At 31.8% G+C, this 19,662-nt stretch carries 17 protein-coding genes; 3 read left to right on the top strand and 14 right to left on the bottom strand.

The genetic code is table 11. From position 1 onward, the window contains the following. Positions 1–471: 471 nt before the first annotated feature. From KA828_RS00605 to KA828_RS00575, 7 genes are all read right to left on the bottom strand, one after another. Complete coding sequence (locus KA828_RS00605; RefSeq protein WP_210125198.1) at positions 472–1,539, bottom strand: P-loop NTPase; 1,068 nt, start codon at positions 1,537–1,539, stop codon at positions 472–474. A 146-nt stretch (positions 1,540–1,685) separates the two neighbouring features. After that, positions 1,686–3,137, bottom strand: coding sequence for an MDR family MFS transporter (locus tag KA828_RS00600; protein ID WP_053028516.1), 1,452 nt, complete (start codon positions 3,135–3,137; stop codon positions 1,686–1,688). Positions 3,138–3,209: 72 nt separating this feature from the next. After that, positions 3,210–3,680 (bottom strand): SepA family multidrug efflux transporter, encoded by a 471-nt coding sequence (locus KA828_RS00595; RefSeq protein ID WP_053028517.1) that lies wholly within the window; start codon positions 3,678–3,680, stop codon positions 3,210–3,212. Between the two features lie 125 nt (positions 3,681–3,805). Continuing rightward, a complete protein-coding gene (gene sdrM, locus KA828_RS00590) occupies positions 3,806–5,134 on the bottom strand; it encodes a multidrug efflux MFS transporter SdrM (protein ID WP_193839085.1) in 1,329 nt (442 codons plus the stop codon). A gap of 141 nt (positions 5,135–5,275) precedes the next feature. Then, a complete protein-coding gene (trhA, locus tag KA828_RS00585; RefSeq protein WP_075108905.1) occupies positions 5,276–5,959 on the bottom strand; it encodes a PAQR family membrane homeostasis protein TrhA in 684 nt (227 codons plus the stop codon). A 16-nt stretch (positions 5,960–5,975) separates the two neighbouring features. Then, positions 5,976–7,163 (bottom strand): UTP--glucose-1-phosphate uridylyltransferase, encoded by a 1,188-nt coding sequence (locus tag KA828_RS00580; protein WP_210125197.1) that lies wholly within the window; start codon positions 7,161–7,163, stop codon positions 5,976–5,978. Positions 7,164–7,218: 55 nt separating this feature from the next. Then, complete coding sequence (locus KA828_RS00575) at positions 7,219–7,737, bottom strand: metal-dependent hydrolase (RefSeq protein ID WP_075108907.1); 519 nt, start codon at positions 7,735–7,737, stop codon at positions 7,219–7,221. A 174-nt stretch (positions 7,738–7,911) separates the two neighbouring features. On the opposite strand from KA828_RS00575, the gene KA828_RS00570 reads away from it, so the two are divergent. Then, positions 7,912–8,172, top strand: coding sequence for a SunI/YnzG family protein (locus tag KA828_RS00570; RefSeq protein ID WP_053028522.1), 261 nt, complete (start codon positions 7,912–7,914; stop codon positions 8,170–8,172). Positions 8,173–8,333: 161 nt separating this feature from the next. Continuing rightward, a complete protein-coding gene (locus KA828_RS00565; RefSeq protein WP_193839082.1) occupies positions 8,334–8,648 on the top strand; it encodes a heme oxygenase in 315 nt (104 codons plus the stop codon). A gap of 75 nt (positions 8,649–8,723) precedes the next feature. Here KA828_RS00565 and KA828_RS00560 read toward each other — a convergent pair whose 3' ends face one another. The 7 genes from KA828_RS00560 to KA828_RS00530 all read right to left on the bottom strand — a co-directional run bounded on the left by KA828_RS00560 (position 8,724) and on the right by KA828_RS00530 (position 17,560). Beyond that, entirely contained in the window at positions 8,724–10,097 is a 1,374-nt protein-coding gene (locus KA828_RS00560) for a YjiH family protein (protein WP_156305040.1), read from the bottom strand. Between the two features lie 213 nt (positions 10,098–10,310). After that, a complete protein-coding gene (locus KA828_RS00555; protein WP_193839081.1) occupies positions 10,311–11,276 on the bottom strand; it encodes a FecCD family ABC transporter permease in 966 nt (321 codons plus the stop codon). Next, on the bottom strand, positions 11,273–12,304 hold the full coding sequence (locus KA828_RS00550) for a FecCD family ABC transporter permease (protein ID WP_070855253.1): 1,032 nt from the start codon (positions 12,302–12,304) through the stop codon (positions 11,273–11,275). The genes KA828_RS00555 and KA828_RS00550 overlap by 4 nt, the downstream gene beginning before the upstream one ends. Positions 12,305–12,316: 12 nt before the next feature. Next, positions 12,317–13,315: an ABC transporter substrate-binding protein gene (locus KA828_RS00545; protein ID WP_075108910.1), complete on the bottom strand. Its 999-nt coding sequence runs from the start codon at positions 13,313–13,315 to the stop codon at positions 12,317–12,319. Positions 13,316–13,564: 249 nt separating this feature from the next. Continuing rightward, positions 13,565–14,626, bottom strand: coding sequence for an alanine/ornithine racemase family PLP-dependent enzyme (locus KA828_RS00540; RefSeq protein ID WP_210125196.1), 1,062 nt, complete (start codon positions 14,624–14,626; stop codon positions 13,565–13,567). 3 nt (positions 14,627–14,629) lie between these two features. After that, the gene (locus KA828_RS00535) at positions 14,630–16,387 is read right to left on the bottom strand and encodes an IucA/IucC family protein (RefSeq protein WP_210125195.1); all 1,758 of its coding nucleotides are present in this window, start codon (positions 16,385–16,387) and stop codon (positions 14,630–14,632) included. A 3-nt stretch (positions 16,388–16,390) separates the two neighbouring features. After that, positions 16,391–17,560, bottom strand: coding sequence for an MFS transporter (locus KA828_RS00530; RefSeq protein WP_210125194.1), 1,170 nt, complete (start codon positions 17,558–17,560; stop codon positions 16,391–16,393). A 114-nt stretch (positions 17,561–17,674) separates the two neighbouring features. Here KA828_RS00530 and KA828_RS00525 point away from each other — a divergent pair, with 114 nt between their 5' ends. After that, positions 17,675–19,624, top strand: coding sequence for an IucA/IucC family protein (locus KA828_RS00525; RefSeq protein ID WP_210125193.1), 1,950 nt, complete (start codon positions 17,675–17,677; stop codon positions 19,622–19,624). Positions 19,625–19,662: the final 38 nt, after the last annotated feature.

The following is a 19,662-nucleotide window of genomic DNA, read 5'->3' as shown; positions in this document are numbered from 1 at the left end:
GGATCAAACTCTCCATAAAAAATTATGATGTTTGATTAGCTCATAATACTAAATAGTGTTTGTAACATTTAAGTTACTATTTTTGGAATTAACGTTGACATATTGTCATTCAGTTTTCAATGTTCATTTTTAAACTAACTTCTTAATTGTATAACATTCTTTTTAGAAAGTCAACAACTTTTGTTGATTACTTTTATTATTTTAAGTCATCTTTTTTCATTTTGCAATGGTAAGTTTTACACCATTTTAACAAACTTTGTAAGGAATTAACATTCCGTTTTCGACGACTTTTATATAATATCAAGTTTAAATAGTTAAGTCAACACTTTTTTGAACTAATTTTTGTCTTTGTTATGTTCAAGTTTCATTGTTGCTCACAAGAAATTATTCTATCAGATTCAAAATATTTTGCAATAGAAAAACGCATGAAAATCTGAATTTCCATGCGTTAATTTTACACTAAATAGGATTTTATTTTTTAATTGTAGATGCTATCACTTTTTGAGCAATAGACGTATAAACTTTACCTAATCGATCATCAGCTTGATAAATTGATGGTGAGAAATCTTTAGGATTCCATGTAGGTTGTTCTAATGGTAATTCACCTAGTAGCTGCGTATTTAATTCATCTGCTAATTTACGTCCGCCACCTTTACCAAAGACATATTCTTTATTACCAGTTTCTTTACTTTCGAAATAACTCATATTTTCAATGACACCTAAGATAGAGTGTTCAGTATGTTTAGCCATCGCTCCCGCTCTTGCAGCTACAAATGCTGCTGTCGGATGAGGCGTAGTTACAATGATTTCTTTACTACTTGGTAACATTGAATGAACATCTAAAGCTACATCACCTGTACCTGGTGGCAAGTCTAATAGTAAATAGTCAAGTTCTCCCCATTTCACTTCTACAAAGAAATTAGTTAACATTTTGCCTAGCATCGGTCCACGCCATATAACTGGCGCATTCTCTTCTACGAAAAATGCCATTGATATCACTTTTACGCCATGACGTTCAACAGGAATTATTTCTTTACCTTGGACTCCCGGTTTCTCATCAATACCCATCATATCAGGTACACTAAATCCATAGATATCAGCGTCTACTAAGCCAACACGTTTGCCTTCTCGTGCTAAAGCAACTGCTAGGTTTACTGCAACTGTCGATTTACCTACGCCACCTTTACCTGAAGCAATCGCTATAAATTCTACTGGATTATCTTTAGATAATAATCCCTCTATAGTTTTTGGTTGTTCTTCTTTTTTACCTGTATATTGTTCTACCGTTTCGGCAGGTAACTCTTCAAATCGTATCCCAACAGTGTTAGCCCCATTTTCTTTTAGCGCTTTTACTATTGCCATTTGTAAATCTAATTGTGGTTGTCCACCTAGTTGTGCCATTGCCACTTTAACACTAACGTGTTCTATTTCTTCTTTTGTAGTTACTTCGATGATGCCATCTGTTTCTTTAAGTGGTACATTTATTATCGGATCTTTTAATGCTCCGACTATTTCTTTCACTTGATCTACCGTTAACAATGTAAATCCCCCTTAGCATTCTTTATATCTCTATAATAACAAATATTAATATGTATTGACTTTCTAAATCAGTATATATTTTTTAAATGTATAAAAAAAGAAGTTAGCTCAATATATGAAGACCAACTTCTATCTTTATCTAATCGTTATATATCACGTGTATTCGTTGTTTTTTTAATGTAGTGTCTTTCTTCTTTAATAAATAGAGAGAAGATGAATCCAACAATCACTAATCCAGTTACTATTGCAAATGATAAATCAACACCTGCTGCAACACTTTGTCTTTGTGCGATTTCATGATTGGCACTTATAGATGAACTTTGACTTAGTAATTTAGCCCCAATACTCATAATGGTTACCATTAAGGCCGTTCCAAGTGAGCCAGCCATAACACGGCCAAAGTTCATAATGGCAGTACCATGCGAAATGTCTTCATTTTTAAGTGCGTTAATACCTGCTGTATTAATTGGCATCATTAATAGTGAAACAGCAAACATTCTTATTGCATACACGATAACTAACATGGTATAAGATGAATCATATTTTAAGAAACTCAACAAGGCAGTAGTTATAATGAGCACGATAAATCCAATTAGGATTAAAAGTCTAGGTCCATATTTATCGTAAATTTTACCGGTGTAAACAGACATTATACCGTTTAAAATAGCCCCTGGCATTATGACCAATCCAGACATGAAGGCACTAAGACCAAGACCGTTTTGCACGAACAATGGAATCAAAAGTGCCGGACCTACCATTGACATCATGACAATCATTGAAGTAATAGTACTGAAAGTGAAAATTTTACTTTTGAAAACTCGGAGATTTAACAACGGATTAGTTATATATAATTGTCTTCTTACAAACGCAACAACAATTAACATTCCAATTATAAATGAAAAGATAACAATTGGATGAGTGAATCCAAGATTGCCTGCACTACTAAATGCATAAAGCATCAATCCAAATCCTAACGTTGAATAAATAACTGATCGTTTATCTAACGCTGTTTTTTTAGTTTCATTGTAACTAGATAATGTAATAGCACCAAAGATATAACCTATAAGTGCAATGCCTACAACGATAATGAATGGAACTCTCCAACTCGTATTATCTATAATTAAGCCTGAAAAAGTAGGGCCAATCGCTGGTGCAAATTGGATAACTAAGCCAGCTAAGCCCATTGCAAAACCACGCTTTTCTTTAGAAAATAAAGTAAATAACGTAAACTGCATGAGCGGCATAATAATTCCAGCACCGATTGCTTGTATCACTCTGGCAAACATTAAAACACCAAAGTTAGGTGCAATAGCAGCAACAATAGATCCAATAAGGAAGATTCCCATAGAAACTAAGTATAATGGCTTAGTTTTAATTCTATCCATTAAGTATGCAGTCAACGGAATCATTGTCCCATTAACTAACATAAAACCAGTTACCAACCATTGGGCAGTATTTTCAGATGTATTTAGTTCCCTCATAATATGCGGTAAAGCAGTATTTAATAAAGTTTGATTTAAAATAGCTATAAATGCACTTAATAACATTACTGCAACAATGAGGTTCCGTTTTTTTGTGGATACTTCTATATTCGCCATATAAAAACTCCTTTTAATTCAAAGACATTGTTATATTCAACCAAACTTTAGTACGCCAAGCAAACTAAATGCTTACTCTTTCTTATTATTAAGATTCTCACTATCTGGATAAAATATAATTTTAAATATATATAATAGCCCTATAATGACTGCGATGACCCAAAAGTCAATTTTTATATAAACGTAGTGTATATGAATTATAAAATAGAAGAGTATCGTTGTTACGACATAAGAAATCAAATGAAACATACTACCACTAAAATATGGATTGTTAGGCAATTGCTTTCTAAAGTAGTCCATTAAATGTTCAATGGCAAATAAAATGAAGTAACCAAAAACGATATAACTTCCATAATAAACTAAATTATCTACTAAATTTTTATTATAGGTAAAGTCTCCTAAGTTAAAAAAAATTAGGATTCGACTTAAACCAAATAAACCAAATCCTAAAAACATTAAAAAAATAGCACCTGAAATAATAAAGATAGTGAGGACAAATAAAGTAGATAAAATATTTTTATAATTATTTTTAAAAAACTTCATCTTTTGCCCTCCTTTGTTTCACACGGCTATTTTATCATTTATAAAACGCAATATAAAATTTAAAGCGCGATATTAAAAGAACTTAATAATACATCACATTTAGTTTATGTTAAAACTTTAATATGCTATGCCTTGGATTTATAAAGCGTTGACCACATGATGATGAGTAAGATACTCACTAATGCAGCTGCAAGTAAAATATTATAAAAATGACCATTTATAAACCCTATTGACATAGCGTACAAATACCCCATTACAGTTGAACCTATTGATGAACCTAAATTTTTGGTTAATGCATAAAAGGACATCATTTTCTTCATATGTCTCGGATTTGTTTCTTCTTGAACGATGACACTATCTTTAGTGTAAACAAAACCAAAGCTTAGTCCAGCGAGTATTACAGTTGCTGCAATTAATAATGGCATTTTCAAACCAAACATTAGTATGATACTACTGATTAATAATAAAGTGAATGCTGTGATGTATAATGCCTTACGCGTTAAATTAGCTTCAACTTTCGCTAAATTAAAATTTAAAACTAGCCAAGCTACTGACAATGGGAATATAACCAGTCCACTTTGAAGTGGAGAGAGATGTAGATGATCTTGTAAGTAAATCGGTATATATAAATTGTATCCCATTAAAGTCATCGCTATTAAGAGATCCGTAACAAATACTAATGAGACTGAACGATTGAACTCTGAAATTGGTATGAATGGATTTTTGATTGTGCTTTCAAATTTGAATAAAATAAATATGAATATAAATGCTAACACTAAAGCAATCATATTTAATACTATTGATGACTTATATAATAAACCAAACATAAATAGGGCTATGAACACATAAAATAATGTAAGTCCTCTGACATCAAAGCTAGATGCTTTAACTTCCGCTTCCTCAGGAAAATGAAACGTAACAAATGCTAAAATAATTGCAATAACCGCTATCGGGATATTTATGAAAAATAGCCAATGCCATGTTGCAAACTCTAAAATAGCTCCACCTAGCAATGGTCCGATAATGCTAGATATCCCCCATACACTTCCAACTATACCCATAATTTTGTATCTAAATGGTATTTCAAAAGCTAATTTAGGAACAATTTGAGTTAACGACATCATAACCCCCGCTCCTAATCCTTGGACGATTCTTGAAATGATGAGCATAACAAATGTGCTACTCATTCCTGACATTAAACTACCTATACCAAACAATAATAAACCTACCATTGCAATATAAAGAATTTTAAAACGTGTTAATAATTCACCAACAATCGGGTTAGCTACTACCAACGCAATAAAATAAACTGTAAATACTAATGATATTGATGCTCCAGCATTTAAATCTGTTCTTATTGTAGGCATGGCTAATGAAATAATTGAACTTTCAATTGCAGCCATAAACATAGTTAAAACTAATGTAACAACAATACCTATAGACTTTAAATTCATGAACAATTTTCCTCCTTTTTATCTTTTTAGATACTTTAATAGAATAATCGTTAGATTTATTCAGACGCAATATAATAATCACTTTAAAATAAAAATAAGACTGATGACCGATAAAATCATCAACCTTATTTTTTAGTTTCTCTATATAAAATAAAGTATTGCAATAAAGTGGAACATTGAAGCGATAACGATAAATATATGCCAAATCATATGGAAATAAGGACGATTTTTTTGCGCATAAAACCAAGCCCCAATCGTATATGATAAACCGCCTAAAACTATAAATAAAATGAACATCCATGACGTACGCATAATGATAATAGGAAGAAAAATAATACCAACCCATCCCATCACAAGATATACAATTAAACTTAACTTTGGATTCACTTTTTCAGAGATAGATTTATATAATATTCCCCAAACTGTGGTACCCCATAATAATATAAACACTAACCAACCTATCCATCCGCCTACAACAGTTAATAGAACGGGCGTATACGTCCCAGAAATTGCAACATAAATCATACTATGATCAATGATTCTCAATATGTATTTATGTGCAGTATTGTTCTTCATTGAATGATATATTGTAGATGAGATAAACATCATAAAAATGCTAATTACAAATATTGAAACACTGATTGAGCTCAACGTTCCATGGGCTATATAGCTATGTACTGCCGCATAAGGAAGTAAAAAAAGCGTAATCAACGCAGCAACACCATGTGATACTGCATTACCTATTTCTTCACCAAAAGATAGCGGGATGATGTCTTTAAAAGATTCAACAACAGCACTTTTTGTATTCTTAGATGAGTTAGACATCTAACACCACCACCCTTTAAATTAAATTCATACGCTCTAAATCTGATGTAGCAGTTTCAACACTATCTTTACCTTCTTTATTTTTAAGTGGAGAGAATTCATCTTCTCTATTAACTTGTAACGTGTTAAAACTAGTTGCATATCTAAAAATATCAAAATAGAACAGTTCAAATTTTAAAGTTGGTTTTTCAACAACACCAAAATCTTCATCTAATTGCTTTAGATTTTTCACTGCTAAGTGATTTGGTAAGTCATTATTTACCACTTGTTTAATAAAACCAACTTTAAAAGCATGAATACCAATATTTGCATTATTAAACGTATTTGCTACTTCTTCATCTAATTCAGAGTATTCAAGTACTGTATCTTTACTATTTTGATTTACTAAACGTCCAACACTTTCACCATCTTTAGGTTGAATTGATTTAGATGTTACATCACAATCATGTACTACTGTAAATCCTGCAAATAATGGATCTAAAACTTTAACTAATACATTGTCAATATTATTTAAGAAAATATATTTCACACCATCAGTTGCCATTTTATCTAAAAAGCCATTCTTATCTAATGATTTAAATACACCGCCATTACCATTTGGCGTCTCCATAATATAACCTTGTTCGTTCAGAATAAGACGTCCTTCTTCACTTAACGCAACCATATTATCTTGTTTGAAGAAATGTATATTATCAGGATTATAGCCAAAATAATCGTGTTGTTCAAAATACGTTAACGTTTCTTCATGATTAATATCACTAGTCATGATATACCAATTAATTAAATGACCCGTTTCTTTTTTAAGTTTAAGTAATTGTTGTGCTTGTAGTTCAAATAAGCTAATTCCTTTTATTTCAAAAGAACCTTTAGGTCCTTTATAACCTAATCGAGTACCTTGGCCACCAGCCATCAAAAGTACTGCAAATTCACCGTTTCTTATTGCTTCTAATCCCTTATGTTCATATTTAGCTACTTCTTGATCCGCCAAGTCTGACTTGCGTTGATATTTCACTTCTGAAACTGTTGATACGTCTGAAATCGATTGACGATTTATATATAAATCTTTAAATAATTGCTGAATACTTTCTAAATCTAAATCATTCACTTTAGCTTCTAATTTTTCTTTTTCATTACTACTCATTAGCTTTTCATATTCACTCAAATGCTCTTGATTATATTTCTTTAATTGATTTTGATCTAACATTTTAACTCTCCTTGTGATGAATTCAATATGTATTCATACCCATAATAATTTAGTATTACCCTAAAATGGACTGGCTTATATATTGTAATAAATCATTAATAAACGTTTGGAATAATATGTATAATGCGCCAATACTTAATGCAGTAGCCAGTGATACATCAACTAAGCCGCCTGTTTTAAAGGTGAATGGGAACTTAATAGTTAGAGGAATCGGATAAAGTAACTTTACTCCTCTTGGCGTTAACATATCTAGTATAACATGAGACGCCATACCACCGATAATGGAAACCAAATAGTATATAGGAGTTTGAATTAAATTAAGGAGGAATCCAATGATACCAATAAATAATAATGAGTGAGTGAATGTCCTATGACCAAATAAAAGCCTAATGATTATGCTTAGCAACTTTAATTTCCTACCAATCTTACTTCCAGTATGACAAATATCTGGAAGCAAACTTGAAACCACTGATAAACATAATACAGTAACAGTAGAGAACAAATCAGTTTGAAAGTGTTCGGTTGTTAATGCACCCACTAGCAAACCAGCAGATACGTGAGTTTTGCCTGTCATATACCTTCTCCTTTATAGAGAACATTCTAACACAAAATACGCCAAAATACGAACATATTTTCGGTTAAAGTAAATAGTGTATCACAAAATAAAAAAGTATAGCATTAATACTTGAAAACGATTACATACTGATATATGATATAGACATAAATAACATAAAGGATGTGTTCTTTAATGGCAATGACTGTAAAGAAAGATAATAATGAAGTTAGAATTCAATGGAGAGTAGCAGATATTAAAATCCCTACTAGTGACATTAAAAATATCTCACAAGACCAAGAAATTCATGCCGTTCCAGATTTAGACTCTAAAAATATTTCACGTATTGGTTCTACTTTTGGTAAAACGAATAGAGTGATTATTGATACAGATGATCATGAATACATTATTTATACGCACAATGACCAAAAAGTTTATAATGAATTAACTAAGTAATGATATAATACAATTTCTTTCGCAAAGTTATATGTAACATTTCACTGCCAACGCATTAAATGTAGTTGGCAGTTTTTATATACCTATACATTTAATACTTAATTACTTTTTATTTTCCGAGTTATTAATTACACTATGCTTAAGAATAAGGAGGTTAAAAAATGTTTGTAGTAACAAATAGAATTACTGTAAAAAAAGGGTTCGCAGAAAAAATGGCACCAAGATTTACTAAAGGTGGAAAAATTGAAGCATTACAAGGTTTCCATAAAATTGAAGTTTGGAAAGTTGAACGAGACAAAGACAGTGAAGATATGTATGTCAATACGTGGTGGGAAACTGAAAAAGATTTCGAAGCATGGACTAAAAGTGATGCATTTAAAGAAGCACATCAAAATAGAGGTAAAACATCGGCCGAAACATCTCCAGTTATAAATAGTGAAATTGTCAAAGCTAATGTATTAGCTACCTTAAATTAAAAAGAAGGCAATGAAGTTATGTTGGTTGAATAAGATCAATATTTCCAACATAAATCTTCATTGCCTAAATTGTGGTTATAACAATAAGTGGGCCATCAATGCAATAATCGGTAAAGTGATAGCAGTTCTGATTAAGAAAATCATAAATAGTTTACCTAAGCTAACTGGTATTTTAGAACCAAGTATTACACCACCAACTTCTGATAAATATATTAATTGAGAAATACTTAATGCACCTATAACAAATCTCGTAATTTCACTATGTGCATCAGCGATGAGTATGGAAGGTAAGAACATATCCGCAAAACCAATTAATAAAGTTTCAGAAGCTTTAGCTGCCTCTGGTATTTGCAATAATTCAAGAATCGGAATAAATGGTTGTCCAATAATTGAGAATACCGGTGTATAGTTAGCAATCATCGTTGCAAGTGTTCCTATACTCATAACAACTGGAAGGATAACAAACCACATATCTATGACCGTTTTTAAACCTGATTTCCAAAATTCTTTAAATCCCGGTGCTTTCAAACCAACAATTGTCGCCTCTTCAAAACCATAGCCTATCGCCGTTTTACCTTCAGGTAATTTTTCTAATCTAGTATTTTCAGAAACTTCTTTCGTAAATTCATCGGGTATTTGGTTCAATGGCCAAATACGAGGCATAATCATAGCTGCTACAAAACATGAAACGATTACTGTTAAGTAAAAAGCAAAAAACTTATGTTGAAGTCCAACCGTTTCTGCGATAACAATTGCAAAAGTGATAGAAACTACACTAAATGTAGTCGAAATCACTATTGATTCCCTTCTAGAGTAAATACCTCTTTCATATTGTCGACTTGTAATAAGCACACCTACAGTTCCATCGCCTATAAATGAAGCAAGATTATCTACTGTCGAACGTCCAGGTAATGTAAATAAAGGTCTCATAATTGGTCTAAATAAAGGCCCTAAAAATTCCAACAACCCATATTCCATTAAGAACGGTAAAAATAGTGCAGCGAATAAAAATACTGCAACTAAGGTTGGTAATAGGTCGTTAAACACTAATCCACCTGTATCTTCTGAATAAATCACTTTTGATCCTAACTTAAAATAAGTCATCCAGACAAAGACAACTGCCAATAATCTTAATGTCATCCAAACTGGGCCGACTTTAAATGCACTATCTAATAGTCCACCAGGCTTAACCTTACTTCTAAATAGAGTGGAATATAAAAGTGTTAATATTGCAGATAATGTAATAATAGTAATGATGATGATGGGCATTGCATCTCCAAGTAGGCCTTTTAACCAATTAGCTAAAAAAGCTACAGGTAATGTCGTTTGTTTTTCACCATCTTGCGTAACCGGAATAGGAATTAAGAAAAGTATAATTCCAATAATAGACATTGTTATAAACTTCGCTCTACCTTTAGCAATTTGTTGCTTCGTATATCCTTCCACCATTTATAACCTCTTTCTCTCTCATAATTGATGTTTTTATATTCATTAATTATGTATTTATATTACTAGCTGACTTATAATTATATATAAATATAAGAATATATGCATTTTTATGAATAACATGTTTAATACTATATCTTATTTTTTATAGAGATGCAATATGAAAAGAGCTAAATTTCCACGTTTAATTAGAGGAAAATTAGCTCTTTAACTTCATTATATTCTTCTTAATAAAAATAAGAAATAAGGAACACCAATGATGGCAATGATAACACCAACAGGTATATCTAATGGTGGGTGAATACCTCTAGCCAGTCCATCACTGAATAAAATTAAAATCGCACCTATCAAACCAGACATGATTACTACATGAAAATATCGCTGTCCTACAATTGATCGAGCAATATGGGGTGCAATTAAACCTAGGAAGCTAATTCCACCAACAACTGAGATAGAAGCACCCGCTAACATTACTGATAAAATAAGTAAAATCATCTTAAGTCTTTGTACCCTTGCACCAAGTGCTGTAGCAATATGTTCGCCTAAATTTAAAATATCTAATTGATAACTCAAACCTAATACGAATGGTAAAGTAATAATAAACCAAGGTAGGATTGAATAAAAATTATCAATTGTATGACCGTATAAACTACCTGTTAACCAAACTAAAGCATTATTAGCATCCATAGGATTTCTAATAAGTAAAAATTGAACCACAGCTGTACATATCGCACCGATAGCTAAACCTATCAAAGCTAATGTTGATCCTTTAATATTATATTTAGAAATCAAAAATGACAAAATTAAACTGATTAATAATGCACCTATAAATGAACCAATTGGTAATACTAATAGTGGTGCAGAAGGAAATAACATAATTACAATAATTGCTGCTAAACTTGCACCTTTAGTTATTCCGATTACATCCGGAGATGCAAGTGGATTTCTAACTACACCTTGAATCACAGCTCCAGAAATAGCCAGACTACTTCCTACAACTAACCCCAATAATGTTCTTGGAATACGGTATTCATTAAGTATAAAATCATCCATACTTAAAACACTGTGAAATGCTTTTAACGGGCTATACATTGTTGAACCAACACATAAACTTACAAAGACACTTGCAATTAAACAAGTAATTACAATGGCATAACGAATAGATAATTGTCGTTTTGTCATATTCGTTTCACCCCTTTTAAAGTTATTAATAAGAAATAGATTGCTCCAACAAATGATGTAACAATACCAACTGGTGATTCATAAGGGAATGTTATAAGTCGACTTAACATATCTGATAGCAATAATAAATCTGCACCAATCAGAAATGTTAATGGCACCATTAAGAAGTAATCTTTGCTTATATAGCGTTTAACTATATGAGGGACAATTAAGCCAATGAATCCAATAGGCCCTGCTATTGAAACAGACGCGCCTGCTAGTACGATGACAAGTAGGCCAACTATAATTCTGATAAGCTGAGTCTTCTGGCCTAATCCTTTTGCTATATCGTCTCCTAATTCCATTATGGTTAATTGACGGCCTAGTAACATCGTTATGATAAGCGCTAATATGAGCCAAGGCATAACTGACAAGACTGCAGTCCATTTCAATCCATTTAATGAACCTACTAACCAGAACATAACGGTAGTATTAGAATCTTCATTTAAAATGATGATGCCTTGCGTTAAACTACTGAAAAATAAATGAATTGCCATTCCTGCAAGGGCCAATTTAATTGGTGTTATTTTTTTCGTAGATCCGGATAATACATAGACAGTTAATCCTCCAATAAATGCACCTATAAATGCTAAGTACGTAGCATAATTTCCTAATGCAGGTATTAATATGGTAATTAGTACTATGACAAACGATGCGCCAGAATTAACTCCGAATATTTGAGGCGATGCGAGTGGATTTCTAGTGATTGCCTGCATTAATAGACCTGCTAAAGCCAATGCACCACCAATCAATAAACCGCCAATCATTCTAGGCATTCTTACATTATGAATAAGAAATGTTTGTTTATTATCCATAGACGTAAAAAAGTATTCGAAAATATGTTTTGCATGAATTTCAGAAGAGCCAATCGCTAAATTAAAATATGCAAAAATAAAAAGAAAGCACCCACTCACAATAAATGTGAGTGTAGTGCGTCTCTTATTTGCTTTATCTATAGCAGATTGACTATCAGTTGATCTAATAGTCATCGCTTAGCCACCTTACTTTTCTTTGTCTTTTTTAGAAATTTCAACAAGTTCTTTAGCCATTTCTTCAGAAGATATCAAACCACGAGCTCTAGCCCAAGTATCTCGGCTAACAATACTTACACGATTATGTTTAACCGCATCTAGTGTATCCCAAACTGGATCTTTTTTCATTTCTTGATAAGATGGTTCTTTAGGACTTGCACCATCAGTCATTATAAACATACGTTCTGGATTAACATCTTTTAACGTTTCAGCATTGAGTTGTAAATAAGGTCCTTGTAAATATTTACTTAAACCTTTAGTAACATCTTTATTTAATGCTTCTTTAAAGCCAAGTTGAGTTAGGAATTGACCTACATAAGATTCACTTGGATGCGCTAATAACCCAGACTTAGACGCTACTGCTGGTAACACTTTTTCATTTTTATCAAATTGAATCTCATCTTTGTATTTAGCTAATTTTTCTTTATGTTCTTCTAAACGTTTTTTACCTTCATCTTCTTTATTTAAAGCTTTAGCGACCGTTTTAAACGCTTCTATATTATCGTTATAGTCACCATCAAAACTTTTTAACTCAATTGTCGGCGCAATTTTACTTAATTCTTTGTAAATACCTTTATGTCGGTTACTATCCGCAATAATTAAATCTGGTTTTAATTTACTGATTTCTTCCAAATTAGGTTGTTTACGTGTACCAACTGATTTGTAATCACCAATTTTATCTTTTAATGGCTTGATAATACGATTTGGTTTATTATCATCAGCAACCCCCACTGGTTTAACATTAAGTGCTGCCAATGCATCTACGAATGAAAATTCCAAAGCTACTACACGCTTAGCATCTTTAGGAACTTCTGTAGTACCTAATTCATGTTTAATTTTAATTGCGTCTTTAGATGACGATTTACTATTTGAATCGTCTGACCCATTATTACTAACATTACCACATGCAGTAACTAATACTAATGCAAATAGTAATGCTACTATCCCTGCAAACTTAAAGCCTTTCATGAATTCCACTCCTTAATATGTATAGGTTTACAATACATAGTTTATTGATAACGATTATCAATGTCAATATCGTTTATGATATTTTTTAATTTTTTTATAAAAAATTATTGTAATTTTAATTAACAACAGAATATAGGTATATAAGCATAAATTAAAAAGCCATTAATCAGAAATATAATTCTAAATTAAAGGCTAATTAATCTATTACATAATGTTTCGATATCAATTTAATTCAAATAATAAATTAAATTATTTATGTGTCAGTATTGGAGAATGATTCATTTGATTATTCAAAGAATGAATATAATGATCCTTTAAATAGTTCTTTGTCATACGATTATGGTACATGACTTGAGAAAGTGCCTCATATTCCAATGAGAATTCAATAACATCACCAATTTTATAATAATCTTGATTATTTAAGTTAATCATAAGATGGTCACTTGATGCGCCGACAATATCAACATCATTTTTTATCGGTTTAATTTTGTCAATATTTGTATCAACATAGCCTATATCTACTATAGCTTGTAGATAGCATTGGTTGTTATCTGATAACCGTGGTTTAATCTCCAATATTTCTGCTTCTAATGTAATGGCATTTTGAAATAACATCGGAATAGATTGATAAGTTGTCGTATCAACACCTCTAAACAGAGCTTCACCTATCCTTAATTCGTTAATTCTCCCCAAATCGTTATACATTAATTGAGGAATCATACTTGAGTTACCGCCGGATATAACTTTCAGTCTAAATCCTAAATTATTTTCAATAGCTTCAACGAATTGATTTATTTTAAATATATCGTCCTCAGTTGGTGCGGATGATTTAAAACACATAAAATTAAAAGCGATACCTACTAACTGAATTTGAGTCATTTTTATAATTTCTTCTATATAGTTTAGTACATCGTAGGTAATTACGCCTTCACGTCTATCTTTCCAATCTATCATCAGCATAATTTGATGTTTTTTATTTAAACTTTTAGCGATGTCATTGATTTCTCTAATCGTTTCAATTTCTGTTTGCATACTTATTTTTATTGTTTCGACAAGTTGCGTATAGTTTTTCTTAGATGTTGGTCTTAAAAGTAGGTAATTGCATTGATCCTTGAAGTTTTCATTTATATTCTCAAGTCTGGATTCTGCAAAATACGTAATTCCTGATTGAATTAATGTTTCAATAATGCGACTGTCACCGGCAATGCATTTGATGACTGGAGTTAAATGTATATCATTCTCTTCTAATAAAGTTCTTAACGCTTCTGCATTATATTCAATTTTAGATAAATTTATATTGATTTGAGCCACTTATTACACCTCTTTTCGAATTGGGTTCTCAAGTTCTATATTTAAATACTTTTTCACTCTATTGGTCATGCGCATGCGCAATAAAGCTTTTACAGTAATCGTTGGACCAAACAACACATCTCTTAATGCTTGGGCATGTGGCTTATGATCATTAATAGCGACTTCGACTTCTTTTCGGACTATATTAAACAATTCCGCTTCTGTTATATTTTCTTTTTTTGAAAAATGATTTATTAATTCAGCTAACTGATTTTGAATAACCGCATGCTGAAATTTAGCAATGACTTCCTCAATTGTTTGGGCTAATAAACTTTGATTTGTTATTTGTGTATTATTCATTTTATGTGTAAGTGTGTTTAAGTCTATTCGAGAGCCACCTAAATCTCTTACAATAAAATTCATTTGAAAATTCGGGCCCAAATTTACTATCGTATTTTGCATATGTGCTTCTAATGCTATGCCATAGTCTTGTATTAAATTGAGTAAGGGTGTAATAAGTTGTCGACTATAATTTTCCATAAACGTTATGATGCCACTTTTATTTACCTCACCATTAACCCACTCAATATAACTATCAACTGTGATGTGTTGATCAATTGGATTTGGGTTAACCAATGCACCAGTAACAATTGTCACACCATTATTTGCTATGTAAGGTTTTTCTCTAATGATACATGCCAATTGTCTCGCGTCATCGTCATTTGTTTTAGCACACAATCCATATGGCTCGATGGCAACATTTAGTTGTGAATATTGGTTTAAGACATTGTGTAGAGATTTACTCAATTTTGGACCATCTACTGTTGTTACACTTGAAACGGTTCTGACAGCACTTGTCGCTTGTACATTTACAGGTAGTTTTACGTGATAAGGTTTATTAATTAAAGACATCGTTCTAAATGATAATGTGGCTTTAGAATCGACTTCGAATGGTGTCGTGACTAATAATTTGTGCGCTATCCAATTTGAAAATTTGTCATAAATGGTATGGTTGTATTGCCACGGATGTACCAATATGACGTAATAGTCTTCTAATGAAATTTGTATCGATTGTGCATATTTTCTTAGCCTTAATTGATATTCTGGAATAACTTCTCTTAATATAAAGTCTTCAGTACCATCAATACTTGTCGCTTGAGCGCAGTCTTTCTGTAATAACATTATTTTTAATGGAATGACTTTTTCAAATTCAGGCGAATACATTTTAACTTCATCCATTGTTAATGGCAGTTTGGTTTTAGTAAGTGGATGCGTTGGATGTCCTTCCAATACTAAACTTTCGGAATATAATAAATCATTAATCTCATTGGAATCGCTTAAATGCTGTAACCATGCAAAGAAATTTAATGTGGTCGGCATACAAGAGAACTGCATACTTGATTGCACGTTATGTTGCCGTTGATCAAATTGCTTATAAATTTCAACAAAGCTATCCCTACTATGTATAATTTCATTAATAAGTTGTTGTTGTATATCAATATCAAAGTGATGTTTTAAAGCACTTAATAATTTCTCTACCGCAGTGATTGTTTTATTTTCATTACCACATTGGTATGTAATTGGACCTTCAAAGTCATATCGTGACATCATACTTTTACGTTTAAAATGAGTAGATAGTATACACCCATGATATTGTATAGTTAATTGATGATTTTGAGTTGTTATTATGGTTTGTTCAGGCCAAATGCTTTCTTTGATCAATGCATTTAAAATGCGATATTGAATGTTGGTGTCCGCATTTTGCCATGCGTTTTGAATCATATGTTACTCCTCCACTTTAATTGGTCTTTGCATCATATATGCTATGAATGCAATTATAAAAGTAAATACGCCCATTACGATGAATGTATTAATAGCACCCATAATTTCTGATAAAGTTGTTAATAGTAAACTTCCTAATGGTATCATTCCTCTGTCCATCATTACGATACTTAATATTTTTCCACGATGCTCAGGTGTTATATCCTCTTGAAAGTAAATTCGATTTGACGTTCTCGCTAATTGACTAAATAAACCTACAAGTGCCATACAAATGAACATGACTATAATCTGATGTATGATGACGCCTAATAGTGCTATGCCAAATAGACAAGAACTTAAATAATACATATGAACGGTATTTAACTTTTTCAAAATTATAGGTAGTAAAAGCGTAGCTAGCATACCACCTATGGCACAAAAAGTCATTGATACGCCAAATATTTCTGAACGACCTGGAAATATATCATGTACTAATACTGGGACTAATGTCGTATATGAAAAACCTGTAGCCATTATGATTAATGAAGTAATGAATATTCTTGAAGCTTGCATATTATTCTTAAAGTATTCCCAAACAACATTAAAAGAAAACGCCTTGCCCGCTTTACTTATCTCACTTTCATTTTTGAACGTTAATGGTAAACATAAAAGTGTCGCAATGCAGTAACACGCCGTTTGAGCAAGAAAAGTAGCCGGTGCATGGTAAATAGATAAAATAAGTCCTGCAACCGCTGGACCGATTGAACGACAAATGTTGATGATGAAAGAATGATATGAAACAGCTTGACTCGTATTTAACCGACTAGATAAATCAGGTAATACAGCCTGTCTTATTGGTGTTTCTGTCGCATTAATCATACCTCTAAGTGTCGCATAAATCAGAATGATACTAATTGGTACTTTAGCTAATAGAAAAGTACAAGCACATAGTATGCCTGTCACTATAAATGAGGATGAAATAGTTATTTTAAGTAATTTCCCTCTATCAAACTTGTCTGCAATAGCGCCAGCCCAGACACTTAATAACAAAATCGGTACGAGTCGGCAAAAATTAACCAATCCTAAATAGACTGCGTTATGATAACTAGTAAGCACATACCAATTCAAGCCAATTTGTCCTATCCAATTCCCTAGAAATAATAAAAAGGAACTAGAGAAGAAAAATTTCGCCACAGTATTCCACCTACTTATTTATAATAATATTTATAATTGATAATGAATATCATTATCGATATTATGGATTATACAAATGTTTTAGATTTTTGTAAAATGAATTTGAGGTGCCATATGAATAATTTAATTTCAATACATAATAAAAACATACAGTTAACTGAGGAAGAATTAGGCGCGTTAAACTATTTAGAACAAGCGTTACCCCACTTAGTTAGCTACTTTAAAAATGAGTTACTCATTGCTCGAGATAAAATCTCACAACGCTTAATTACATCACTCTACAGAGAGAATTTAGTTAACGCTCAATCAAATAGTGTCGTCATGTGGTCCAATGATATCAAAGACTGTCCCATCGATGGACAACACCAAATGATGCGCGTGTATTTTCCACAAGAGGATAAATATATCTTTGCACGTATTACTGGTAAGCATGCTTTTGGACGTGTGGATGTTGAAGGCCCATTTTATTATCGCGCTAAACATAGTAACCAATTTTGTCGTATATTGCATCCAAATGAAATATTAGCTAGCATTTTAAAAGAAAAACCAGCGTTAGATAATGAAGCAAGTTCACAATTTAAGGATGATATGGAGAATAGTGTTGCAAACATGGCGTTAGCACTTGCTTATCAAGCTTATGAGATGCAACATGCAAACGAACCATTATTGGACATTATTTTTAATGAACAAGATAGTTATTTACGTTCGGAGCAGGCTGTTATTGAAGGTCATCCGCTTCATCCAGGTGCTAAATTACGTAAAGGGCTAAATGCTAATGAAAATATTAAATATAGTTCTGAATATAATAAAGAAATTAACTTAAAATGTGTACTCATTCATCAAAGTATCGCTAAAACTGAAACGTTATCGCTTACGTATAATGATGAACTAAAATCCCACTTTCCAGAACTCTATCAACGCATTGAAAATGAATGTACTGGTTTTATTAAACTTGATGATTATGATTTGATGATTGTCCACCCATGGCAGTTTCAAAACATATTACTACATCAATACGAAGAAGAATTAAAGCATCATTTAATGATTCCATTAAACGTAGAACTGCCATATTATGCTGGATTATCATTCAGAACATTAATGCCAAAATATCCTGTAACTTTGCCACATATCAAATTATCTACTAATGTGCATATTACTGGTGAAATTAGAACTTTATCTGAACAGACCACACACAATGGTCCTTTAGTGACTCGTATTTTAAATGACATTCTAGAACAAGATGCAGATTTCACATCCTATAGAACTGGTATTTTAAATGAATTTGCTGGCATTCACTTTTATAATTCAAATGACGCTGAGGCTATACAAACAGATCGTAGTGAACAATTAGGGACCCTTTTTAGAGATAATATTTATAATCTAATAGACAATGATAGTGTGCCTATTATTCCATCGAGTTTAGTGGCTACTTATAAAAATAATGAAGAACCGCCGATAATAAGTTTAATTCAGCGCTATAAAACGAATTATGTAAAGGATAGTTTAGACGTTGCAGCACACGAATGGTTAACCGACTATATTTCTCAACTGTTGGGTATCGTCATGCCTTTATATGTGAAATATGGTGTTGCATTAGAAGCACATTTACAAAATTCAATTGCAACATTTACTACTGATGGTCGATTGCGTACGATATATATTCGTGACTTTGAAGGTTTACGAATCGATGAACAACAATTAAATGAAGCTGGTTATGTGACTGAGCATTTTCACGAAAAATCTAGAATACTAACCGATTCTAAAACTACAGTATTTAATAAAGTATTTTACTCGACTGTTCAAAATCATATAGGTGAACTTATATTGACCGTTTCTAAGTTTATCGATGACGACAAATTTGAAGCTACATTATGGAATAGTGTTGGAAATATCATTCATCATATTCTAAATCAATTAACAAATGTTAACACAGATCGCATATCTCAAATTAAAAAAGTCATATTTGATGAAGTAATAGATTATAAATGTGTGACTACAATGCGCTTAGAGGATGAAGCACATCACTATACTTACATTAAAGTAAGTAATCCATTGCATAAATAAAATGACAAATTATTTGAACAAATAAAATTGATACAAAA

The organism is Staphylococcus sp. GDY8P85P (genome assembly GCF_017892405.1).
GTDB lineage: Bacteria > Bacillota > Bacilli > Staphylococcales > Staphylococcaceae > Staphylococcus > Staphylococcus borealis.
The sequence above is the reverse complement of the archived record's forward strand: the minus strand, read 5'-3'. Positions and strand labels throughout refer to the sequence as shown.

Bases quoted from the DNA above. Each gene is read 5' to 3' on its own strand.
- KA828_RS00600 (WP_053028516.1), bottom strand. From the start codon at position 3,137: ATGGCGAATATAGAAGTATCCACAAAAAAACGGAACCTCATTGTTGCA.
- KA828_RS00595 (WP_053028517.1), bottom strand. From the start codon at position 3,680: ATGAAGTTTTTTAAAAATAATTATAAAAATATTTTATCTACTTTATTT.
- sdrM (WP_193839085.1), bottom strand. From the start codon at position 5,134: ATGAATTTAAAGTCTATAGGTATTGTTGTTACATTAGTTTTAACTATG.
- trhA (WP_075108905.1), bottom strand. From the start codon at position 5,959: ATGTCTAACTCATCTAAGAATACAAAAAGTGCTGTTGTTGAATCTTTT.
- KA828_RS00580 (WP_210125197.1), bottom strand. From the start codon at position 7,163: ATGTTAGATCAAAATCAATTAAAGAAATATAATCAAGAGCATTTGAGT.
- KA828_RS00575 (WP_075108907.1), bottom strand. From the start codon at position 7,737: ATGACAGGCAAAACTCACGTATCTGCTGGTTTGCTAGTGGGTGCATTA.
- KA828_RS00570 (WP_053028522.1), top strand. From the start codon at position 7,912: ATGGCAATGACTGTAAAGAAAGATAATAATGAAGTTAGAATTCAATGG.
- KA828_RS00565 (WP_193839082.1), top strand. From the start codon at position 8,334: ATGTTTGTAGTAACAAATAGAATTACTGTAAAAAAAGGGTTCGCAGAA.
- KA828_RS00560 (WP_156305040.1), bottom strand. From the start codon at position 10,097: ATGGTGGAAGGATATACGAAGCAACAAATTGCTAAAGGTAGAGCGAAG.
- KA828_RS00555 (WP_193839081.1), bottom strand. From the start codon at position 11,276: ATGACAAAACGACAATTATCTATTCGTTATGCCATTGTAATTACTTGT.
- KA828_RS00550 (WP_070855253.1), bottom strand. From the start codon at position 12,304: ATGACTATTAGATCAACTGATAGTCAATCTGCTATAGATAAAGCAAAT.
- KA828_RS00545 (WP_075108910.1), bottom strand. From the start codon at position 13,315: ATGAAAGGCTTTAAGTTTGCAGGGATAGTAGCATTACTATTTGCATTA.
- KA828_RS00535 (WP_210125195.1), bottom strand. From the start codon at position 16,387: ATGATTCAAAACGCATGGCAAAATGCGGACACCAACATTCAATATCGC.
- KA828_RS00525 (WP_210125193.1), top strand. From the start codon at position 17,675: ATGAATAATTTAATTTCAATACATAATAAAAACATACAGTTAACTGAG.